Raw genomic sequence first — 16,833 nt, 5'->3', positions numbered from 1 at the left:
TCCCGGTTGCATTGCAGTGATACTTTGCTTACGCACCGCAGCTGAACTCGCTTCACACACCGAAGACTTCCGCCACCCAGGGAGCGGAAGCGGACACGGGGGACAGGACATGTCAGGCGCCACGGACATCGACGATCCTGCAGCCCTGAATCGGGCGGGCACCGGAGCACGTGAGACGGCGGGGCAGACGCGTACGGCCGGAGCTCACCCGGTGGACGAGACGCGGTCAGCGGCACGCGACTTCAGCGGCGGCAACTGGAACGGCGGCCTGGGCGGGGCGCTCAGCGGCTTGACGCAGACCTGGTCCAGTCAGGTCTCCGCGCTCGCCGCAAAGTGCGACAGCCTCGCCGGCCAGTGCGGAGGCTCGGGCCTGCTGTACCAGAACACTGAAGCGGCCAACACGCAGACGATGCGCTCGATGTCGGCCGGATCCTCGCCCTTCGGGTGAGCCGGCCCCGCCGACCGCGGTCGCAGCACGACCAGCGACACCACACCACGGGGGACTCACCACCGTCATGCCGACGTACGAGCAGCTGTATCACCTCAATCTGAGCAACCTCGGCGCCGCCGCCGACCGTTGGGAGGAGACGGTCACCAAGTTCAAGAGCCTGCACACCGCTTTCGGCGACGAGGTCGCCAAGCCCTTCAAACAGGCCGGCTGGAGGCAGCCCGCGCTGACCGCGGCCAAGGCGGACAACGACGTACGCGCCGCCCAGCAGGAGTTCGCTGATGCGCAGAAGGAAGCGGAAGGCATTGCCGGTGTACTCACGACGCTGCACGCCGAGCTGAAGAAGGCCAAGGACGACCTCCATCACCTCGCGGAGGTAGAGGCCAAGAAGCAGGACCTGCACGTCAGTGCCGCCGGTGTGGTCACCCCGCGGAACGACGCGAATCAGCAGACCTGGGCTCATCACGACCCCGATGGCCAGGCCCTCATCCGCGAGCAGCAACAGGCCTGCGATGCCTTCGCCCGCCGTATCGAAGCCGTCCTCCAACGGGCCGCCGACGCGGACGAGACCGCATGCTGGGCTCTGCGCCGCGACCTCGGCGCCTACACCGACAACTTCAACTCCCAGGTCGTCACCTCCCTGGACGCCGCCGACGCCACCCACGCGGCCGAACTGATGAAGAAGGGCGACAAACTCACCGATGCCGAGCTGACCGAGCTCAACCACCTGATGAGGGCCAACGCCAGTGACCCGGTGTTCGCCACCAGCTTCTACAAACAGCTGGGCCAGGAAGGCAGCCTCCAGCTGTACGGCCAGCTCGCGCTGCAGACCGCCGACGCCGACGACGAACGCAAGGCACTGCTCCAGCAGATGCAGCGCAACATGGGAAACACACTCGCCACCGCTACCAACCCGGGCAACAACCCGCACCTGGACGAGCAGTGGACTGCGCAATTCCGCAAGCTCGGCACTCAGCACATCCCGCTCTACCCGGACAGCATGCGCGAGGGCCCTTACGGCTACCAGCTCCTCGGTGGCATCCTCCGCTACGGCGACTACGACTCCTCCTTCCTCACCCCGATCGCCGAGCACGTCACCCAACTCCACTCCAAGGACCCGTACTTCTTCGCGAACACCAAGTACGACATCGGCGACCCCCAGTACGGCTTCAACCCGTCCGGCAGGAACGGTGCGGGCTTCGATCCGATGAACAGCGTGCTGGAGGCGTTGGGCCACAGTCCGGAGGCCGCCACGGACTACTTCACCCCGCCGATGCAGAAATACGCCGAGGACGGCACCCACGCGGGCGAACTGGCCGCGATCGACGGAGCAAGCGGCTACCTGGACTACTTGGTCAACAAGGACTACGAGTCCTTCCCGGACATCACCGGACATGATCCAGCTGCCGTTGAGAAGTCGATGAACGACTTCCCCGACTCCCTCGGCCACGCCCTGGAGGCGGCCACGACCGGGCGCCCCGCCGGGTCGGACCCTGACACCGGTCCACTCGGCCACACTCAGGAGCAGGCAGCCCTCGCAAGTCAGGTGATCAGCAAGTTCAGTGGTCCTGAAGCCGGAGAGCTCCTCAACAGTGATGAAGGGAAGGCTCCTTACGGGGCCCTCAGCGACAGCCTCGGCAGCATCGGCGCCGATTACATGGGTGACGTGCAACGCTCGATCAGCGGCCAGAGTGGTCTGCCCGTCCAAGGCGCGAGTGCTGATCTGGATCCGGAAGCGACCAAGGAGTTCCTCTACCAGGTCAGCCAGGACCCTGACGCCTACGCGGCGCTCACTGGTTCCCAGCAGGCCTACACCTCGGCGGTCATCGACGCGGAGATCAAGGGGCCGGACGACAGTGATGTCTCCCTCACACAGCGCGTTTCCTCCGCCGCGCACCCAGGGGCCGAAGTCGCGGGCATCATGAGCGCGGCCCGTGCCCATGCCGTTCACGACACCCACGCACACGATGATGCCGATTACAACGAAGGTGTCGACACCGCGAACAAGTGGGTCGGTCGTGGCCTGGGCCTGGCCACGGGTGCCATCAAGGTGCCCGTCGTCGGTGATGTCGCAGGCTGGGCGATCGAGGACATCCAGGAGAGCGTTGCCAACAGCCTGTACAGGGACACCACCAACGAGGCTCAGAGCGAGGCAGGGCGCGACTACACCAACGGGGAGTCGGCGGTGCGTGAAGCAGTCCGGGCGGACATCGCGCGTTCCGCCTCAAGCGGCTCTTACAGCTCGAACACGATCTCGGACCTGCAGGACGCCGTGGGCCGAGAGGTCGACCAGAGCCACACCACCGGTGCTGAATGGGGGGACCAATACCATGGGTGACCATCTCCGCAGCCCTCGTATCGGCTGTGCAGTGCTGTCACTTGCCGTGCTCCTGCTCGCGGCCTGCTCCGGCGAGAAGGAACCGGAAGTCGAATACGCCGTGCCGGACGCTCTGTGTGGAGTGCCTACCGGGACGGAGGCCGTCGAGCCCTTCTTTCCGCCCGGAAGCAAGCTCACAAAGACTGGCGGCGCCCTGAACGACGGCAAGTACGCTTCAGGGTGCGACTATGCGGTCGACAGCGCCAAGACGCTCATGGTCAGTGACTTCTTCCATGAGGACATCCCAACGGCTCGCCAGATCGCTCAGAAGAGGGCTGCCGATTACGGCGATGGGGACACCAAGGTCGTCGTCTCCGACAACGTCGCTGTGTACTCCCGCGGCGCTGTGGCAGTCGAACCGTGTCGCGGGTACCCGTCCGATACGGATGGTCTGCCTCGCAAGAGCTTTTCTGTGGAGATCGTGGCGTACTACCCGAAGGACCTGGCCAAGCAGGAGAAGACGCTCACACGCTTGGTGACCAAGCTCGTCCCGGCTGTGGCCAAGGCCAACGGCTGCTGATCGAGGCGACGTGGTGCGTCTTTGTGCTCACTGCTGGGACGGCCACTGGTTCTGCGCAGTGGTCGGCTGCTGCTGGTAAGGGTTCTGCGGGGGTGCAACCGGGTGCTGGTAAGGGTTCTGATGGGGCGTGGTCTGGAAGCCGGATGATGGGTAGCCGCCGCCCGGGCCGCCGCTGTCGTGCCGGTTTCGTCTGGTCCGCTTGACGATCACCATGGCGATCAGGCCGATCACCACCAGCCCCCCGATGCCGATGCCGACCCAAATGAGCATCGCCTTCCGGTCGGCCTTCGCCTGCTCGTCATCGGACGAGGCTGAGGAGACGTCGGCAGACTTGTCTTTGAGGGACTCGGGGACAGTGAGGGGGCCGTACTTCGAGCCTGCCGGGATGTTGTCCCTCAGTGCGGCGAGTGGCTGGATGATGCCATAGCCGTAGTGCTTGTCCGGGAGTGTCAGGCTCTTCTCCGAGTCGGGGAGGGCGGCCGTCTTGACCAGGCGGTTGGCGATCTGGCCGGCGGTCAGGTCGGGGAATTTGGAGCGGATGAGGGCGGCGGCCGCGGAGGTATAGGCCGCTGCGTCAGATGTGCCCGATGCCGCATGATATTCGTCACCGGCACCATTCGCGGAGACGATGTTGGTGCCAGGCGCCGTCAGGGAAACGAATTCTCCCGGGTTCGATCCTTCCCAGATCAATCCGTCATTTTTTACCGCTCCAACGCCCAGAGCCCCCGGTGAAGCCGCTGGGTAGCATTTTCCGCCCTTGTCATCTTCATTTCCAGATGCGCCGATGACTAGTACATCGTGCTGCAAAGCGTAAGCCACGGCGTCCGAAACTGCCTGCGTTTCTTGAGGGTCGCTGGAGTCGAAGCACATGGAAACATTGATCACGGAAGCGCCATGGTCAACCGCGTATCGGATGGGCTCAGGGAGCCCTGGGCCGTCAGTGCTGAATTCCCGGATAGGCAAAATCTTCGCCCCTGGTGCGAGTCCCATCACGCCATCGCTTGCGCCGTGGCCATGTCCCGCAATGATTGACGCCATGGCTGTGCCGTGATTGTCCCCTGGGTTCGGGGTTGCGCTGCCGCCGTCCATGAAGTCTTTGCCTGTGAGCACGTTGCCTTCGAGGTCGACATGGTCGGCGTTTACTCCGTCGTCGATGACGGCGACCGTTACACCGTTTCCCTTGGAGAGCTTCCATACGGATTCAGCATTGAGTGCCTTGAGCGCCCACTGATCGTCTCTTACTTGATCGGCGGCAGCCTGCGGTGCGAAAGTGATGAGCAGCGCGCTGGCCAACGCACCGCAGCTAACCGTGCGAAGTGCCCGGGTGAAGCCCATCCGTATGTCCTCTCCAAGGTCGGGTGATATCGCCAGGGCACGCATGCCCGCGCCATTCCGACAATGCGATCTGCCGTGGCCCCTAGCCCTCGATGACGCGGGGTGCCACATTACGTTGCGGGACCCAAGTCTCCTCGTCTTCGATCAGGTAGTCGGGCCGCTCGCGCTCGCGAGTCCCCCCATCCCTGGGGCGACCGCTGCGTGCGCCGGGGGCGCCCACCACTCCGCCCTTTTGGACGCCATTGGCTTCTCGCCCTGCGGCGCCACGACTGCTGTGCAGACCCGACCCACCGGCCGTGCCCCGGCCTGTGCCGGTTCCAGAGCGAGGTGTTCCACCGGAAATGCCACCCGCCTGGGGAACCGCACTTCCGGGGCGTCCCGCGCCGCTCTCGGCGGCGCTTGTCCGGCCGACCATGCCGCTGGCCCCGGCGCGTCCTGCCATGCCGCCTCCCTTTGGACGGCCCGTCATCGCTTCCCGGGCGGCACCGGCTCCAAGAGCGCTGCCCCCAAGGCCCGCTCCGCTGCCGATACCGACGTCACCACCGGCGGAGCCGGCTCCAGCTCGGGTTCCTCCACCTACCGTCGGTGCTCCGGAGATGCCGTCGATCGCCGTGCCCACGTTCGGTGTCGGCGCGGTCGCCTTATGTCCTCCGCCGGTAATGCCGGAAGGCGGAGTCACGGACTTGGGTGAGCCGAGCCTGCTTGCACCGACCGATCGAGCCGTACTCGACGACATGCTTTGCGGGCTACGCGATGAGCCGGCGATGGGAACGGCCACGGGCGTGGGAGTGATGCCACCGGGATCTCCCGGATAGTCCTGGACGTCTTCCCGTGCCGGAGTCTTGTTCCACGACCCCATGGTCGTGTCCGCAAAGTGTCGGCGTCGTTGGTCTGTTCGTGGTGCGTCGTCATGAGCTGACTGATGAGTCGTGGGCGGTGATCGAGCCGTTGCTGGCTCCGGCGCGGATGGGCCGTCCGGTGCGGGATCGCCGCCAGGTCATCAACGGGATTCTGTGGAAGCTGTCCACGGGTGCGGCCTGGCGGGACCTGCCCGAACGCTACGGGCCGTGGAAGACCGTCTACGAACGCTTCCGTCGCTGGTCGGCCGACGGAACCTGGGACCGCCTGCTGGCCCATGTCCAGCAGCACTCCGATGCCGTCGGCGCAGTCGACTGGACGGTCGTGTGCGTCGACTCCACCACCGTGCGCGCCCACCAGCACGCGGCCGGGGCCCGAAAAGGGGGCTTTGGCCCGGCGAGGCGATCGGCCGGTCCCGCGGCGGACTGACCACGAAGATCCACCTCGCCTGCGACGGACAGGGCCGACCGCTCGCCTTCACCATCACCGCCGGCAACGTCAACGACTGCACCCAATTCGAGCAGGTCATGGCCCGCATCAACGTCAGCCGGTGCGGGCCGGGCCGCCCCAGAACGCGGCCGGAGCGGGTCGTCGCGGACAAGGGCTATTCGTCCACGAAGATCCGCGCCTACCTCCGCCGACGAGGCATCAAGGCAGCGATCCCGGAACGGATCGACCAGATCAACGGCCGCATCCGCCGCGGCGAGGGCCTTTGCCGACTCGACCGGACCGCCTACCGGCGCCGCAACGTCGTCGAACGCTGCTTCAACAAGCTCAAGCACAACAAAGCCCTGGCCACCCGCTACGACAAACTTGGCCGCCACTACCAAGCCCTGGTCACCCTCGCCTGCCTACGACTCTGGCTGCCCTGACATTGCGGACACGACCATGGCCTTGGCCTGCGAGTTGTAAGCCGCCCCCAGCGTCTCCATCCTCGCCGCCATCTTCAACTGCGCCTCCCGCCCCGCCGACAGATCGTCGTGGTTGCGGTCCAGGGCCTCGCTCGCGCCGAGCCCGGCGGCGATGTCCTTGTCCGTGGCTTCCCGGCTACGGGTGAAGCCGTCGCCGGCGGAGTTGAGGAGACTGGAGAACCGGCCCGGCTTCTTCATCGCCAGAACCTCCGCCTTGATGGGCCCCAGCGCGGAGACGGCGTTCGTCATCGCGATCGACGTGTGGCTCGCGTACTTCGCCGTGTTGCCGATGCTCGTGCTGACCCGTTTGGCCTTCGCGGCGAATCCGTCGGCGGCGGCGCCCGTCCAGTGCTCCTGGATGCGGGCCACCTCCCTCTCGAATTCGGCCTGGATCGCTGTCAGTTGGGTCGCCAGGCCTTTCCAGCCCGCCGCGACGTCCGTCACGAGGTCCGGCCTGGCATTGCTGAGCATGGCCTTCATCTCGTCCATGTTCTTGCCGCTGGCGAAGTTCGTCGTGTGCCTCTCGTTGAAGCACCGGTTCATCTCGGTGTAGTCGTAGTCGATCCGGCCGTCGCCGTCAGTCATGCCCCCGTGCCCCGTCCCGCGTTCGGGAAGCTCGCCTTCGCCTCGTAGTCGGAGTCCTGGTAAGCCCCGTGCGTGTACTTCGTCTTCCGGCCGAACTCGTCCATGACGGTGTTCAGATACCGCACGGCGTCCTCGATGTACGTCTTGATCTCCGTGTGCGCGTGGGCGAGCCTGTCCGCCTCGTCGAAGCCGGTGCCGAGGGCGCCCGGTGGCAGGTGGGTGTTGGTCGCGGTGGCCGTGCCCGCCCTGCCGAGACCGCTCAGCACCTGGTTCAGCGCGGTGACCGTCCTCCCCAGCTCGTCGAGGTCGACCCTCACCTCTTCGGCCATGCACAACTCCCCGTTGCTCCCCGTCACTTCACCTGTGATCCATGCGAAGCGGCATGAGATCCAACTCTAGTCACGACCGCACACACAGCGAACGCGGAGCGGTGATCAACAGGTCGCGGCGCGATCGAGTCGCCCTGCACGTAAGCGCAGTTCAGGGCATCTCCACCCGGCGTGCTCCGATCCGCCGCCACGTTCACCCATTTGCGTAAGCCTCCGCACACACCCCCGACCTGGACACCCGCCCTTACCCCACGACAACCTCCACCCGAACCCCCACCCCCACCCCCCACCCCTCCATCCCCCCGGCCCCCGCCTCCAGCACATGCCGTGACCACAGCCGTGGCAGACCCAGTCGGCCCGGCTGCATCGTGTGTACGGCGATCACGCGGAGGTGTCGGTCGAGGTAGGCGACGTCGATGGGGAACCGCATCCGGAAGGTGTGCACGCTGCTCGCGGGGGAGAGCAGCAGTGCCCCCTCCACGGAGTCCCGGCCGAGCAGGCCTTTCGTGCGGGCCCGGTAGGACGTGGCGATCTCCAGCGGGACCCGGACCTCACCGACGACCAGTTCTCCGTGCCCGTCCCGCCAGCGTCCCATGTCGCAGCCACCTCTCTCGGTACCGTGAGAGGCCATCCTCCATCCGAGCCCCGGGGCAGGTGACCGATGCGGAAGATCGTCCTGATGATGTCCGTCTCCCTCGACGGGTATTTCGAGGGGCCCGACCACGACATCAGCTGGCACCTGGTCGACGAGGAACTCCACCAGCACATGAACGACGTCACCCGGCGGATGGGCGGTGATCTGTGCGGGCGGGTCACCTTCGAGCTCATGGACGGCTACTGGCCCACGGCCGACGCCGCCCCCGACGTCACCCCGGTGGAGGCGGAGTTCGCCCAGCTCTGGCGGGAGTTGCCGAAGTACGTGTTCTCGCGGACCCTCGAACGCGTCGACGACCCGAACGCCACGATCGTCCGGGAGGTCGTACCCGAGGAGATCAGGAAGCTGAAGGAGCAGCCGGGCGGTGACCTGGTCGTCGGCGGCGCCGTACTCGCGGCCGAGTTCCTGCGGCACGGTCTCGTCGACGAGTTCCGTATCTACGTCCATCCCGTGCTCGTCGGCCGGGGCCGGCCCCTCTTCTCGTCCGCCGACACCCTGACCTCGCTCAACCTGGTGGAGACCCACACCTTCGGCAACGGGGTCGTGCTGCTCCGGTACGCGCTCGATGCCTGAAGCAGAGCGGTCGTAAAGGAGTTGTCGGGTGCCCCTCGCATGGGTAGGAAGGTCCGCATGACCGGACTCGGCGCTGTCTTCCGTCCCCAGCTTCCTCCCGAGCGGCTGCGAGCCCTCGCCCGGCTCGCGGACGAGACCGGGCTCGAAGAGCTCTGGCTGTGGGAGGACTGCTTCCTGGAGGGCGGGATCTCCGCCGCCGCGGCCGCCCTCGCGTGGACCGAGCGGGTCCGTGTCGGGGTCGGACTGCTTCCCGTCCCGCTGCGGAACGTCGCCATCACCGCGATGGAGACGGCCACCCTGCACCGGATGTTCCCGGGGCGGCCGATTCTCGCCGTCGGACACGGCGTACAGGACTGGATGGGCCAGGTCGGCGCGCGGGCCGAGTCGCCGCTCACCCTGCTCCGGGAGCATCTCGACGCGCTGCGGGCCCTGTTGCGCGGGGAGCGTGTCACGACTCGGGGCCGGTACGTGTCCCTGGACGGCGTCGCCCTCGACTGGCCGCCCGCCGGCCCCGTCGACGTGCTCACCGGGGCCACCGGACCACGCACCCTGCGCCTCGCCGGGCAGTCCGCCGACGGCACCGTCCTCACGGCCGGCACCCCGCCCGAGGGCGTCCGCCGGGCCCGCCGGCTCATCGACGAGGGGCGCGAGGAAGCGGGGCGCACCGGGGAGCCGCACCGGGTCGTCGTCTACCTCCTCACCGCCACCGGGCCCGACGCGGCCGCCCGGCTGCACGCCGAACTCGCCGCCGAGGGCCACGCCGACGTGCCTGACCTGGGCGTCGCCGGGGACGCGGACGCCGTCGCCAAGGCCGTCCAGCGGCTCGCCGACGCCGGCGCCGACACGGTCGTCCTCCAGCCGACGGCCGACGAGCCCGACCCCGAGGCCTTCGTACGCTTCACCGCACAGGAAGTCCGCCCCCTGGTGCCCTGACCTCACTGCAGAACGCCCTGACCTCCGGCCCCTGACTCGGCCTGCGACAAAAACAGGCAGCGCCCACACCCCCCGCCCTGTCACGATCAACCCCATGACCACCCCACCCACCCCCACCCCCACCTTCGAAGCCCTCGTAGCCGAAGGCGCCGTCGTCCCCACCGCGGGGTGGGACTTCTCGTGGTTCGAGGGTCGGGCCACCGAGGCGCGGCCGTCGTGGGGGTACGCCCGCTCGCTGGCCCGGCGGCTGGCCACGGCGACCGCCTCGCTCGACCTCCAGACCGGCGGCGGCGAGGTCCTGGCCTTCGCCCTCGACCAGGGAGAGGGAACCGAGGCACCCCGGCTGGCCGCGGCCACCGAGGGCTGGCCGCCCAACGCGGCCAAGGCCACCGCCCTGCTGCGCCCGCGCGGCATCGTGGTCGTCGCCACCCCGGAGGACGCGCCGTTGCCCTTCGCCGACGCCACCTTCGACCTGGTCAGCAGCCGGCACCCGGTCGACCCGCAGTGGGCGGAGATCGCCCGGGTGCTCCAGCCCGGCGGCACGTACTTCGCCCAGCACGTGGGCCCGCGCAGCGTCTTCGAGCTCGTCGAGCACTTCCTCGGGCCGCAGCCGCCGGAGCAGAGCTCCGACCGCCACCCCGACCGCGAGCGCGCGGCCGCCGAGGCGGCGGGGCTGGAAATCGTGGACCTGCGTGCCGAGCGGCTGCGGGTCGAGTTCCACGACATCGCCGCCGTCGTCCACTTCCTGCGCAAGGTGGTGTGGATGGTCCCGGGCTTCACCGTGGAGCAGTACGAGCCCCAACTCCGGTCCCTGCACGAGCGAATGGAGTCCGAGGGGCCCTTCGTCGCCCACAGCAGCCGACACCTCGTCGAGGCCCGCAAGCCACACCTCGGGTAACCGCAAGCCGCACTGCGGATAGCCGTAAAATGGCACAAAGACGGCATCCCGCCCCGTTCCACCCCAGATTTCCATGGTCTTCACGGGGTTTCCACATTGTTATCCCAGGCGGCTCGCATCAGGGCCGCTTCTGACGTAAATTCAACACGAGGCAATTCGCGTCAGCAAAGCTGCGCGGTGGCACCGCGCAGAGGAGGGGGCTGCGCGGTGCCGCGCCCACTTCCCGGCGTCAAAGAAACGTTCCGACCCGGAGTCACCCACGCGGGCGATGCCGTACGTCCCCATGATTCCGCCGTGATTCAGCCACGAAACCCCCATGAACTGGGCTTCGACGGGCCACCGCGCCGTCGCCGCGCGACTCCGGAGAGTAGTTGTGGCACGCCGATGCACGCAGCATCACTTACGAAGGGTTATGGTGGAAACCCCCCCTCGGGCCGGTCCGTCTCCCCCCCACGGACCGGCCCGTTTTTTCATGCGGGGAGCAGGGGTGCTTCCCGGGGATGGGGGCACCCCATCCACTCAGGGGCGCGGGGAACTGCGCGAACGGCCGGCGGCTACCCGCACTCGCCAACCATGCGCAGCCACCCCCTCATTAGGCGCCCCCCAACCCCCGGTACCCTTCAGTCCGCGGGGACCGCATCCGCACGGAGGGGCGACAATCACGTGAACCTGCGCGACAAGCTGCGCGGCCTGCTCGTCAGGCTCTACGCACGCCGGGTGGAGGGCCACCTGGACCACGCCCAGGTGCCCAAGCACATCGGTGTCATCGTGGACGGCAGCCGCCGCTGGGCGAAGGCCGCCGGTTCCAGCCCCGTCGACGGCCACCGCGCCGGAGCCGAGAAGATCGAGGAGTTCCTCGGCTGGTGCTCCGAGACGGACGTCGAGGTCGTCACCCTCTGGCTGCTGTCGACGGACAACTTCAACCGCCCTCCGGAGGAGCTCGGCCCCCTCCTCGGCATCATCGAGGACGTCGTGCGCACCCTCGCCGCCGACGGCCGCTGGCGCGTCCACCACGTCGGCACCCCCGACCTGCTGCCCGCCCCGATGCAGACGGCGCTGAAGGAGGCGGAGGAGTCCACCGCCCACGTCGACGGAATACTCGTCAACGTCGCCATCGGCTACGGCGGCCGCCAGGAGATCGCCGACGCCGTACGGGCGATGCTGCTGGACGCGCACGACAAGGGCACCTCGATGGAGGAGCTCGCCGAGGCCGTCGACATCGACATGATCGGCCGCCACCTCTACACCGGCGACCAGCCCGACCCCGACCTGGTGATCCGGACCAGCGGCGAGCAGCGGTTGTCCGGATTCATGCTCTGGCAGACCGCGCACTCCGAGTACTACTTCTGCGAGGTCTTCTGGCCGGCCTTCCGCAAGGTCGACTTCCTGCGCGCCCTGCGCGACTACGCGGCCCGCCACCGGCGCTACGGCGGCTGACACAGCCGCTTCACAGAAAGCGGCCGTATACCCCGTTCGGGACGGAAGTAACAAGGAGTTCACCAGCGCGCCGTCATATGCACTGGCATGGCACCGCATGTTCGAGGGCATAAGCCAAGCAGGTCGATGCCCGAACCACGGGTGTCGGATCTCAGCGGGCGGCACGGGGCCGTCCGCCCGGGAGGCCCTTTGCACCAGCCTTACCGTGCGGTTACGGCACGGAAGAAGCAGTGGAGGGCCGGTTCCCGGCCCGTGCAAACGGGCCGTCGACCGGTCCAGCTCCACTCCGTCGCTCCCCGACCTCATCCGAGGGGGTACGTCCTTCCGTGGTGACCAGCACAAAGCGCCGTATGCCTGACCGGCGCACCTATGTTCTCGACACCAGCGTCCTGCTGGCCGACCCGAACGCCCTGAGCCGCTTCGACGAGCACGAGGTCGTGCTCCCCATCGTCGTGGTCACGGAGCTGGAGGCGAAGAGGCACCATCCCGAACTCGGCTACTTCGCCCGGCAGGCCCTGCGCCTGCTCGACGAGTTCCGGGTGCGGTACGGCCGTCTCGACGCCCCCATCCCGATCGGGGAGCTGGGCGGGACCGTCCGTGTCGAGCTCAATCACTCGGACCCCAGCGTGCTGCCCAGCGGCTACCGCCTGGGGGACAACGACTCCCGCATCCTCGCGGTCGCCCGCAATCTGCAGGCCGAGGGGTTCGACGTCACCGTCGTGTCGAAGGACCTCCCGCTCAGGATCAAGGCGTCCTCCGTCGGCCTTCTCGCCGAGGAGTACCGCGCCGAGCTCGCCATCACGGACTCCTCCGGCTGGACCGGGATGTCCGAGGTGACCCTGCCCGGCGAGCAGGTGGACATCCTCTTCGAGGAAGGCCACGTCTACGTCCCCGAGGTCTCCGACCTCCCCGTGCACACGGGCCTGACCATCCACTCCGAGCGCGGCAAGGCGCTCGGCCGGGTCTCGCCCGACGGCAACATCCGTCTGGTGCGCGGCGACCGGGAGGCGTTCGGCATCAAGGGCCGCAGCGCGGAGCAGCGCATCGCGCTGGACATCCTGCTCGACCCGGACGTCGGGATCGTGTCCATGGGCGGCCGGGCCGGCACCGGCAAGTCGGCGCTCGCGCTGTGCGCGGGCCTGGAGGCGGTCCTGGAGCGCCGCCAGCACCAGAAGGTCATGGTCTTCCGTCCGCTGTACGCGGTCGGCGGGCAGGAACTCGGCTATCTGCCGGGCTCCGAGTCCGAGAAGATGAGCCCCTGGGCGCAGGCGGTCTTCGACACGCTGTCCGCGGTCACCAGCCGCGAGGTCATCGAGGAGGTCACCGCGCGCGGCATGCTCGAGGTCCTGCCGCTCACCCACATCCGCGGCCGCTCGCTCCACGACGCGTTCGTGATCGTGGACGAGGCGCAGTCCCTGGAGCGGAACGTCCTGCTGACCGTTCTGTCCCGAATCGGCGCCAATTCGCGGGTCGTTCTGACCCATGACGTGGCACAGCGGGACAATCTCCGCGTCGGTCGCTACGACGGTGTCGTCGCCGTGGTGGAGAAGCTGAAGGGGCACCCGCTCTTCGCGCATGTGACCCTGACGAGGTCCGAGAGGTCCCAGATCGCGGCCCTTGTGACCGAAATGCTGGAGGACGGCCAAATCTGAGGTAGTACCCGCCCGTTGGCGCCGTCCGGAAAGGCCAAGAGCCTAGCCGGGCGGCGCCTTCGCGTGTCGAGGTTTCTCGAAATCCCTGGGGCCAAACGGGATGTGAGCTTTCACACGCAACTCAGAATTGCCACCCGGCGTCCGGTTACGGCAGAGTCTCGGTTCTGTCAGGCCCCGCATACGGCACACCTGTACCCCCAGCGGTACGGCACCACAGCAGCACCACCAACTCCATAGTCGAAGCCGTATGCCGCCCGCGCACCATGCGGCGCTCCCCGCAAGGGAGTTGCCCACCGGGCCCGTGCCTCCCGTGACCCCGTTAGTTGGGAGGCCAGTGTCCAGGGGCACGATTGCGTCCGCCAGGGTCACCGAAGCGGGCGATGCTGGAAGGAAACCGTGTGAGCCCGATTTCGGTCCGGGGATTCGCAGTGGCCTCCGCCACCGCGGTCACCGCTGTAGGAAGCGTTGTCGGAGTCGCCTCCGGCAGTGTCGCGCAGCCGAACGACGCCGAGGCGACGGCAGCCGACACGACGCTCCTGGCGGACATCCCCGCGGGTGAGCAGGCTCAGGTGCAGACCGCGTCCCTCACGCAGCAGGCCGACTACCAGGCCATCGCCGCGGACGCGAGCGCCAAGAAGATCGCGGAGGAGTCGGCCCGCAAGGCCGCCGCCAAGTCCGCGATCGAGAAGAAGGAAGCCGCCGAGCAGGCGGCCAAGGAAGCCAAGGAGCGCGCCGAGGCCAAGGAGAAGGCCAGCCGCAGCGCCTCCAGTTTCCCGGTGCAGAGCTCGTACACCGTCGCGCAGATCCAGTCGATGGCTGCCTCGATGGTGCCGAGCGGGCAGTTCCAGTGCTTCAGCAACATCGTGGACCACGAGTCCAGCTGGAACTACCGGGCCGTCAACGCCTCCTCCGGCGCCTACGGTCTCTTCCAGGCCCTGCCGGGCTCCAAGATGTCGTCGGTCGGTGCCGACTGGCAGACCAACCCGGCCACCCAGATCAAGTGGGGCCTCAACTACATGGACAGCCGGTACGGCAGCCCCTGCGAGGCCTGGTCGTTCTGGCAGGCCAACCACTGGTACTAGGCCCCAGCCGTGAGCCGTAACTCCGCGCGTGGCTTCGCCGTGGTCTCGGCCACGGCGGTCACCACTGTCGGTGCCGTCATGGGCGTCGCCCAGGCCGGCACCGCGCAGTCCACCGACGACGCCCAGGCGTCCGCCGGTGACGCGACCCTCCTCGCGGACATACCCGCCGGCGAACAGGCCCAGGTGCGGGCGGCCCCGCTGGCGCGGCAGGCCGAGACACAGGCCGTCGCCGCGGACGCCGTAGCCAGGAAGTCGGCGGAGGAAGCGGCCCGCGAGCAGGCGGCGAAGGACGCGCGGGCCAAGCGCGAGGCCGCCGAGGAGAAGGCGAAGAGGGAACGGGAAGCCAAGGGGATCTTCCCCCAGCAGTCCTCGTACACCGTCGCCGAGGTCCAGGCCATAGCGCGCCAGATCGTGCCCAGCGGGCAGTTCCAGTGCTTCAGCAACATCGTGAACCACGAGTCCACCTGGAACTACCTGGCGGTCAATCCGTCCTCCGGCGCCTACGGCCTCGTCCAGGCCCTGCCCGGCAACAAGATGGCCTCCGCCGGCGCCGACTGGCAGACCAACCCGGCCACCCAGATCAAGTGGGGCCTCACCTACATGAACAGCCGGTACGGCAGCCCCTGTGGCGCCTGGTCGTACTGGCAGGCCCACGGCAACTACTGATCACGAACCGCCCCGGCCGCTCAACCCCGCGCAGCCCCTCCCCGTCCTAGGGGGAGGGGCTTTTGCCCTGTACGGTCGGACCGGACGACTCCAGGGGGAGTGGTGGGGAGAGACGGGGGAAGAGGACGGATCATGTCGCGAGTGCCAGGGTGGATCGGTCGGCTCGGTGCCCGGCTGACCGATGTGGGAGAGCGGTTGGACGAGCGCCGCGCTGAGGTCGAGCGCGAGGAGGCCGAGGCCGACCCGGCCCCGCGCCCCCGGCGCAAGCCGAGGAAGCCCGTGAGCGCCGCGTCCCGCGAGCCTGTCGTGCTGGTCCCGCGCCCCGATCCGGCACAGGCCGTGCCGTGGGGCGTCCGGGTCGCCGCCGAGGCCGGCTGGCGGCTCCTGGTCCTCGCGGGCACCGTGTGGGTGCTGATGCGGATCATCAGCTCCGTCCAGCTCGTCGTCTTCGCCTTCGTCGTCGCCCTGCTCATCACCGCGCTGCTCCAGCCGACGGTGGCCCGCCTCATGCGGCACGGCGTCCCGCGCGGCCCCGCCACCGCTCTCACCGCGATCCTCGGCTTCGTCATCATCGGGCTGCTGGGCTGGTTCGTGACCTGGCAGGTCATGGAGAACATCGACGACCTCTCCGACCAGATCCAGAACGGCATCGACGATCTGCGCAACTGGCTGCTGAAGAGCCCCTTCCACGTCACCGACAAGCAGATCAACCAGATCGCCAAGAACCTGCGGGAGGCGGTCGGCGCCAACACCGACCAGATCACCTCCGCGGGTCTGGAAGGCGTCCAGGTCGTCGTGGAGGCGCTCACCGGCATCCTGCTGACCTTCTTCTCCACCCTCTTCCTGCTCTACGACGGCCGCCGCATCTGGGGATGGACGCTGAAGCTGGTCCCCGCGGCCGCCCGTCCCGCCGTGGCCGGCGCCGGCCCGCGTGCCTGGCGCACCCTGACCGCCTACGTCCGCGGCACCGTCCTGGTGGCCCTCATCGACGCCGTCTTCATCGGTATCGGCATCTACTTCCTCAAGGTGCCCATGGCCGTCCCGCTGGCCGTGTTCATCTTCCTGTTCTCCTTCATCCCGCTGGTCGGCGCGGTCGCCTCCGGCGCGCTGGCGGTGCTCGTCGCGCTGGTCACCCAGGGCGTGTTCACCGCGGTGATGACGCTCGTGGTGGTCCTCGCCGTCCAGCAGATCGAGGGGCACATCCTCCAGCCGTTCATCCTCGGACGCGCGGTCCGCGTCCACCCCCTCGCGGTCGTCCTCACGGTGGCGACGGGCGGCATGGTGGCCGGCATCGGCGGCGCGGTGGTGGCCGTACCGCTGGTGGCGGTGACGAACACGGTGGTGAGCTATCTCAAGTCGTACGCCGAGGAACAGTCGGCCGGACCGCCCGGGGACGAGGACGAGCACGAGCACGAGGAACAGGACGAGACGGCCGTGGAGGACGACCGGGCGCCGGCGGAACCGTCTCCGGGGCCCGAAAAACCTCCCTCGGATTCGGTCAAATGAGCGCCGAACGCACTGATCTGAACAGCCAGCCGAACTCAACTTCCGTCAACTAACGGCAGCTGGGAAAC

At 68.2% G+C, this 16,833-nt stretch carries 15 protein-coding genes and 1 pseudogene; 12 read left to right on the top strand and 4 right to left on the bottom strand.

The window, feature by feature from the left end:
* Positions 1 to 109: 109 nt before the first annotated feature.
* The 3 genes from OHN19_RS15170 (at position 110) to OHN19_RS15160 (ending at position 3,345) form a co-directional block, all read left to right on the top strand.
* Entirely contained in the window at positions 110 to 448 is a 339-nt protein-coding gene (locus tag OHN19_RS15170; RefSeq protein WP_330264700.1) for a hypothetical protein, read from the top strand.
* 67 nt (positions 449 to 515) lie between these two features.
* Positions 516 to 2,786, top strand: a complete 2,271-nt coding sequence (locus OHN19_RS15165; RefSeq protein WP_330264699.1) for a DUF6571 family protein — start codon at positions 516 to 518, stop codon at positions 2,784 to 2,786.
* Positions 2,779 to 3,345: a hypothetical protein gene (locus tag OHN19_RS15160; protein ID WP_330264698.1), complete on the top strand. Its 567-nt coding sequence runs from the start codon at positions 2,779 to 2,781 to the stop codon at positions 3,343 to 3,345. The genes OHN19_RS15165 and OHN19_RS15160 overlap by 8 nt, the downstream gene beginning before the upstream one ends.
* A 27-nt stretch (positions 3,346 to 3,372) precedes the next feature.
* Here OHN19_RS15160 and mycP read toward each other — a convergent pair whose 3' ends face one another.
* Complete coding sequence (gene mycP, locus OHN19_RS15155; protein WP_330264697.1) at positions 3,373 to 4,680, bottom strand: type VII secretion-associated serine protease mycosin; 1,308 nt, start codon at positions 4,678 to 4,680, stop codon at positions 3,373 to 3,375.
* A 900-nt stretch (positions 4,681 to 5,580) separates the two neighbouring features.
* On the opposite strand from mycP, the pseudogene OHN19_RS15150 reads away from it, so the two are divergent.
* Positions 5,581 to 6,410 (top strand): annotated as a pseudogene (locus tag OHN19_RS15150) (IS5 family transposase).
* Here the strand turns inward: OHN19_RS15150 and OHN19_RS15145 are convergent.
* The 3 genes from OHN19_RS15145 to OHN19_RS15135 form a co-directional block, all read right to left on the bottom strand.
* The gene (locus OHN19_RS15145) at positions 6,390 to 7,034 is read right to left on the bottom strand and encodes a PPE domain-containing protein (RefSeq protein ID WP_330264696.1); all 645 of its coding nucleotides are present in this window, start codon (positions 7,032 to 7,034) and stop codon (positions 6,390 to 6,392) included. The pseudogene OHN19_RS15150 and the gene OHN19_RS15145 sit on opposite strands and share 21 nt — an antisense overlap.
* A complete protein-coding gene (locus OHN19_RS15140; RefSeq protein WP_330264695.1) occupies positions 7,031 to 7,363 on the bottom strand; it encodes a hypothetical protein in 333 nt (110 codons plus the stop codon). The genes OHN19_RS15145 and OHN19_RS15140 overlap by 4 nt, the downstream gene beginning before the upstream one ends.
* Positions 7,364 to 7,607: 244 nt before the next feature.
* Positions 7,608 to 7,958 (bottom strand): DUF192 domain-containing protein, encoded by a 351-nt coding sequence (locus tag OHN19_RS15135; protein WP_330264694.1) that lies wholly within the window; start codon positions 7,956 to 7,958, stop codon positions 7,608 to 7,610.
* A 66-nt stretch (positions 7,959 to 8,024) separates the two neighbouring features.
* Between OHN19_RS15135 and OHN19_RS15130 the strand changes: the two genes are divergently transcribed.
* The 8 genes from OHN19_RS15130 (at position 8,025) to OHN19_RS15095 (ending at position 16,765) form a co-directional block, all read left to right on the top strand.
* Positions 8,025 to 8,591: a dihydrofolate reductase family protein gene (locus OHN19_RS15130; RefSeq protein ID WP_330264693.1), complete on the top strand. Its 567-nt coding sequence runs from the start codon at positions 8,025 to 8,027 to the stop codon at positions 8,589 to 8,591.
* Between the two features lie 57 nt (positions 8,592 to 8,648).
* The gene (locus OHN19_RS15125; RefSeq protein WP_330264692.1) at positions 8,649 to 9,524 is read left to right on the top strand and encodes an LLM class flavin-dependent oxidoreductase; all 876 of its coding nucleotides are present in this window, start codon (positions 8,649 to 8,651) and stop codon (positions 9,522 to 9,524) included.
* Positions 9,525 to 9,618: 94 nt separating this feature from the next.
* Positions 9,619 to 10,422 carry a methyltransferase domain-containing protein gene (locus OHN19_RS15120; protein WP_330264691.1) on the top strand — a complete coding sequence of 268 codons (804 nt, stop codon included), beginning with the start codon at positions 9,619 to 9,621 and terminating at the stop codon, positions 10,420 to 10,422.
* A gap of 663 nt (positions 10,423 to 11,085) precedes the next feature.
* A complete protein-coding gene (locus OHN19_RS15115) occupies positions 11,086 to 11,859 on the top strand; it encodes an isoprenyl transferase (RefSeq protein ID WP_330264690.1) in 774 nt (257 codons plus the stop codon).
* Positions 11,860 to 12,185: 326 nt separating this feature from the next.
* Positions 12,186 to 13,511: a PhoH family protein gene (locus OHN19_RS15110; protein ID WP_123762819.1), complete on the top strand. Its 1,326-nt coding sequence runs from the start codon at positions 12,186 to 12,188 to the stop codon at positions 13,509 to 13,511.
* A gap of 398 nt (positions 13,512 to 13,909) precedes the next feature.
* Complete coding sequence (locus OHN19_RS15105; RefSeq protein ID WP_330264689.1) at positions 13,910 to 14,593, top strand: lytic transglycosylase domain-containing protein; 684 nt, start codon at positions 13,910 to 13,912, stop codon at positions 14,591 to 14,593.
* A 9-nt stretch (positions 14,594 to 14,602) separates the two neighbouring features.
* Complete coding sequence (locus tag OHN19_RS15100; RefSeq protein ID WP_330264688.1) at positions 14,603 to 15,259, top strand: transglycosylase SLT domain-containing protein; 657 nt, start codon at positions 14,603 to 14,605, stop codon at positions 15,257 to 15,259.
* Between the two features lie 132 nt (positions 15,260 to 15,391).
* Positions 15,392 to 16,765, top strand: coding sequence for an AI-2E family transporter (locus OHN19_RS15095; RefSeq protein WP_330264687.1), 1,374 nt, complete (start codon positions 15,392 to 15,394; stop codon positions 16,763 to 16,765).
* Positions 16,766 to 16,833: the final 68 nt, after the last annotated feature.

It is taken from the genome of Streptomyces griseorubiginosus, assembly GCF_036345115.1.
In the GTDB taxonomy this organism is placed as follows: domain Bacteria; phylum Actinomycetota; class Actinomycetes; order Streptomycetales; family Streptomycetaceae; genus Streptomyces; species Streptomyces griseorubiginosus_C.
This window is presented reverse-complemented; position numbering and strand designations above follow the sequence as displayed.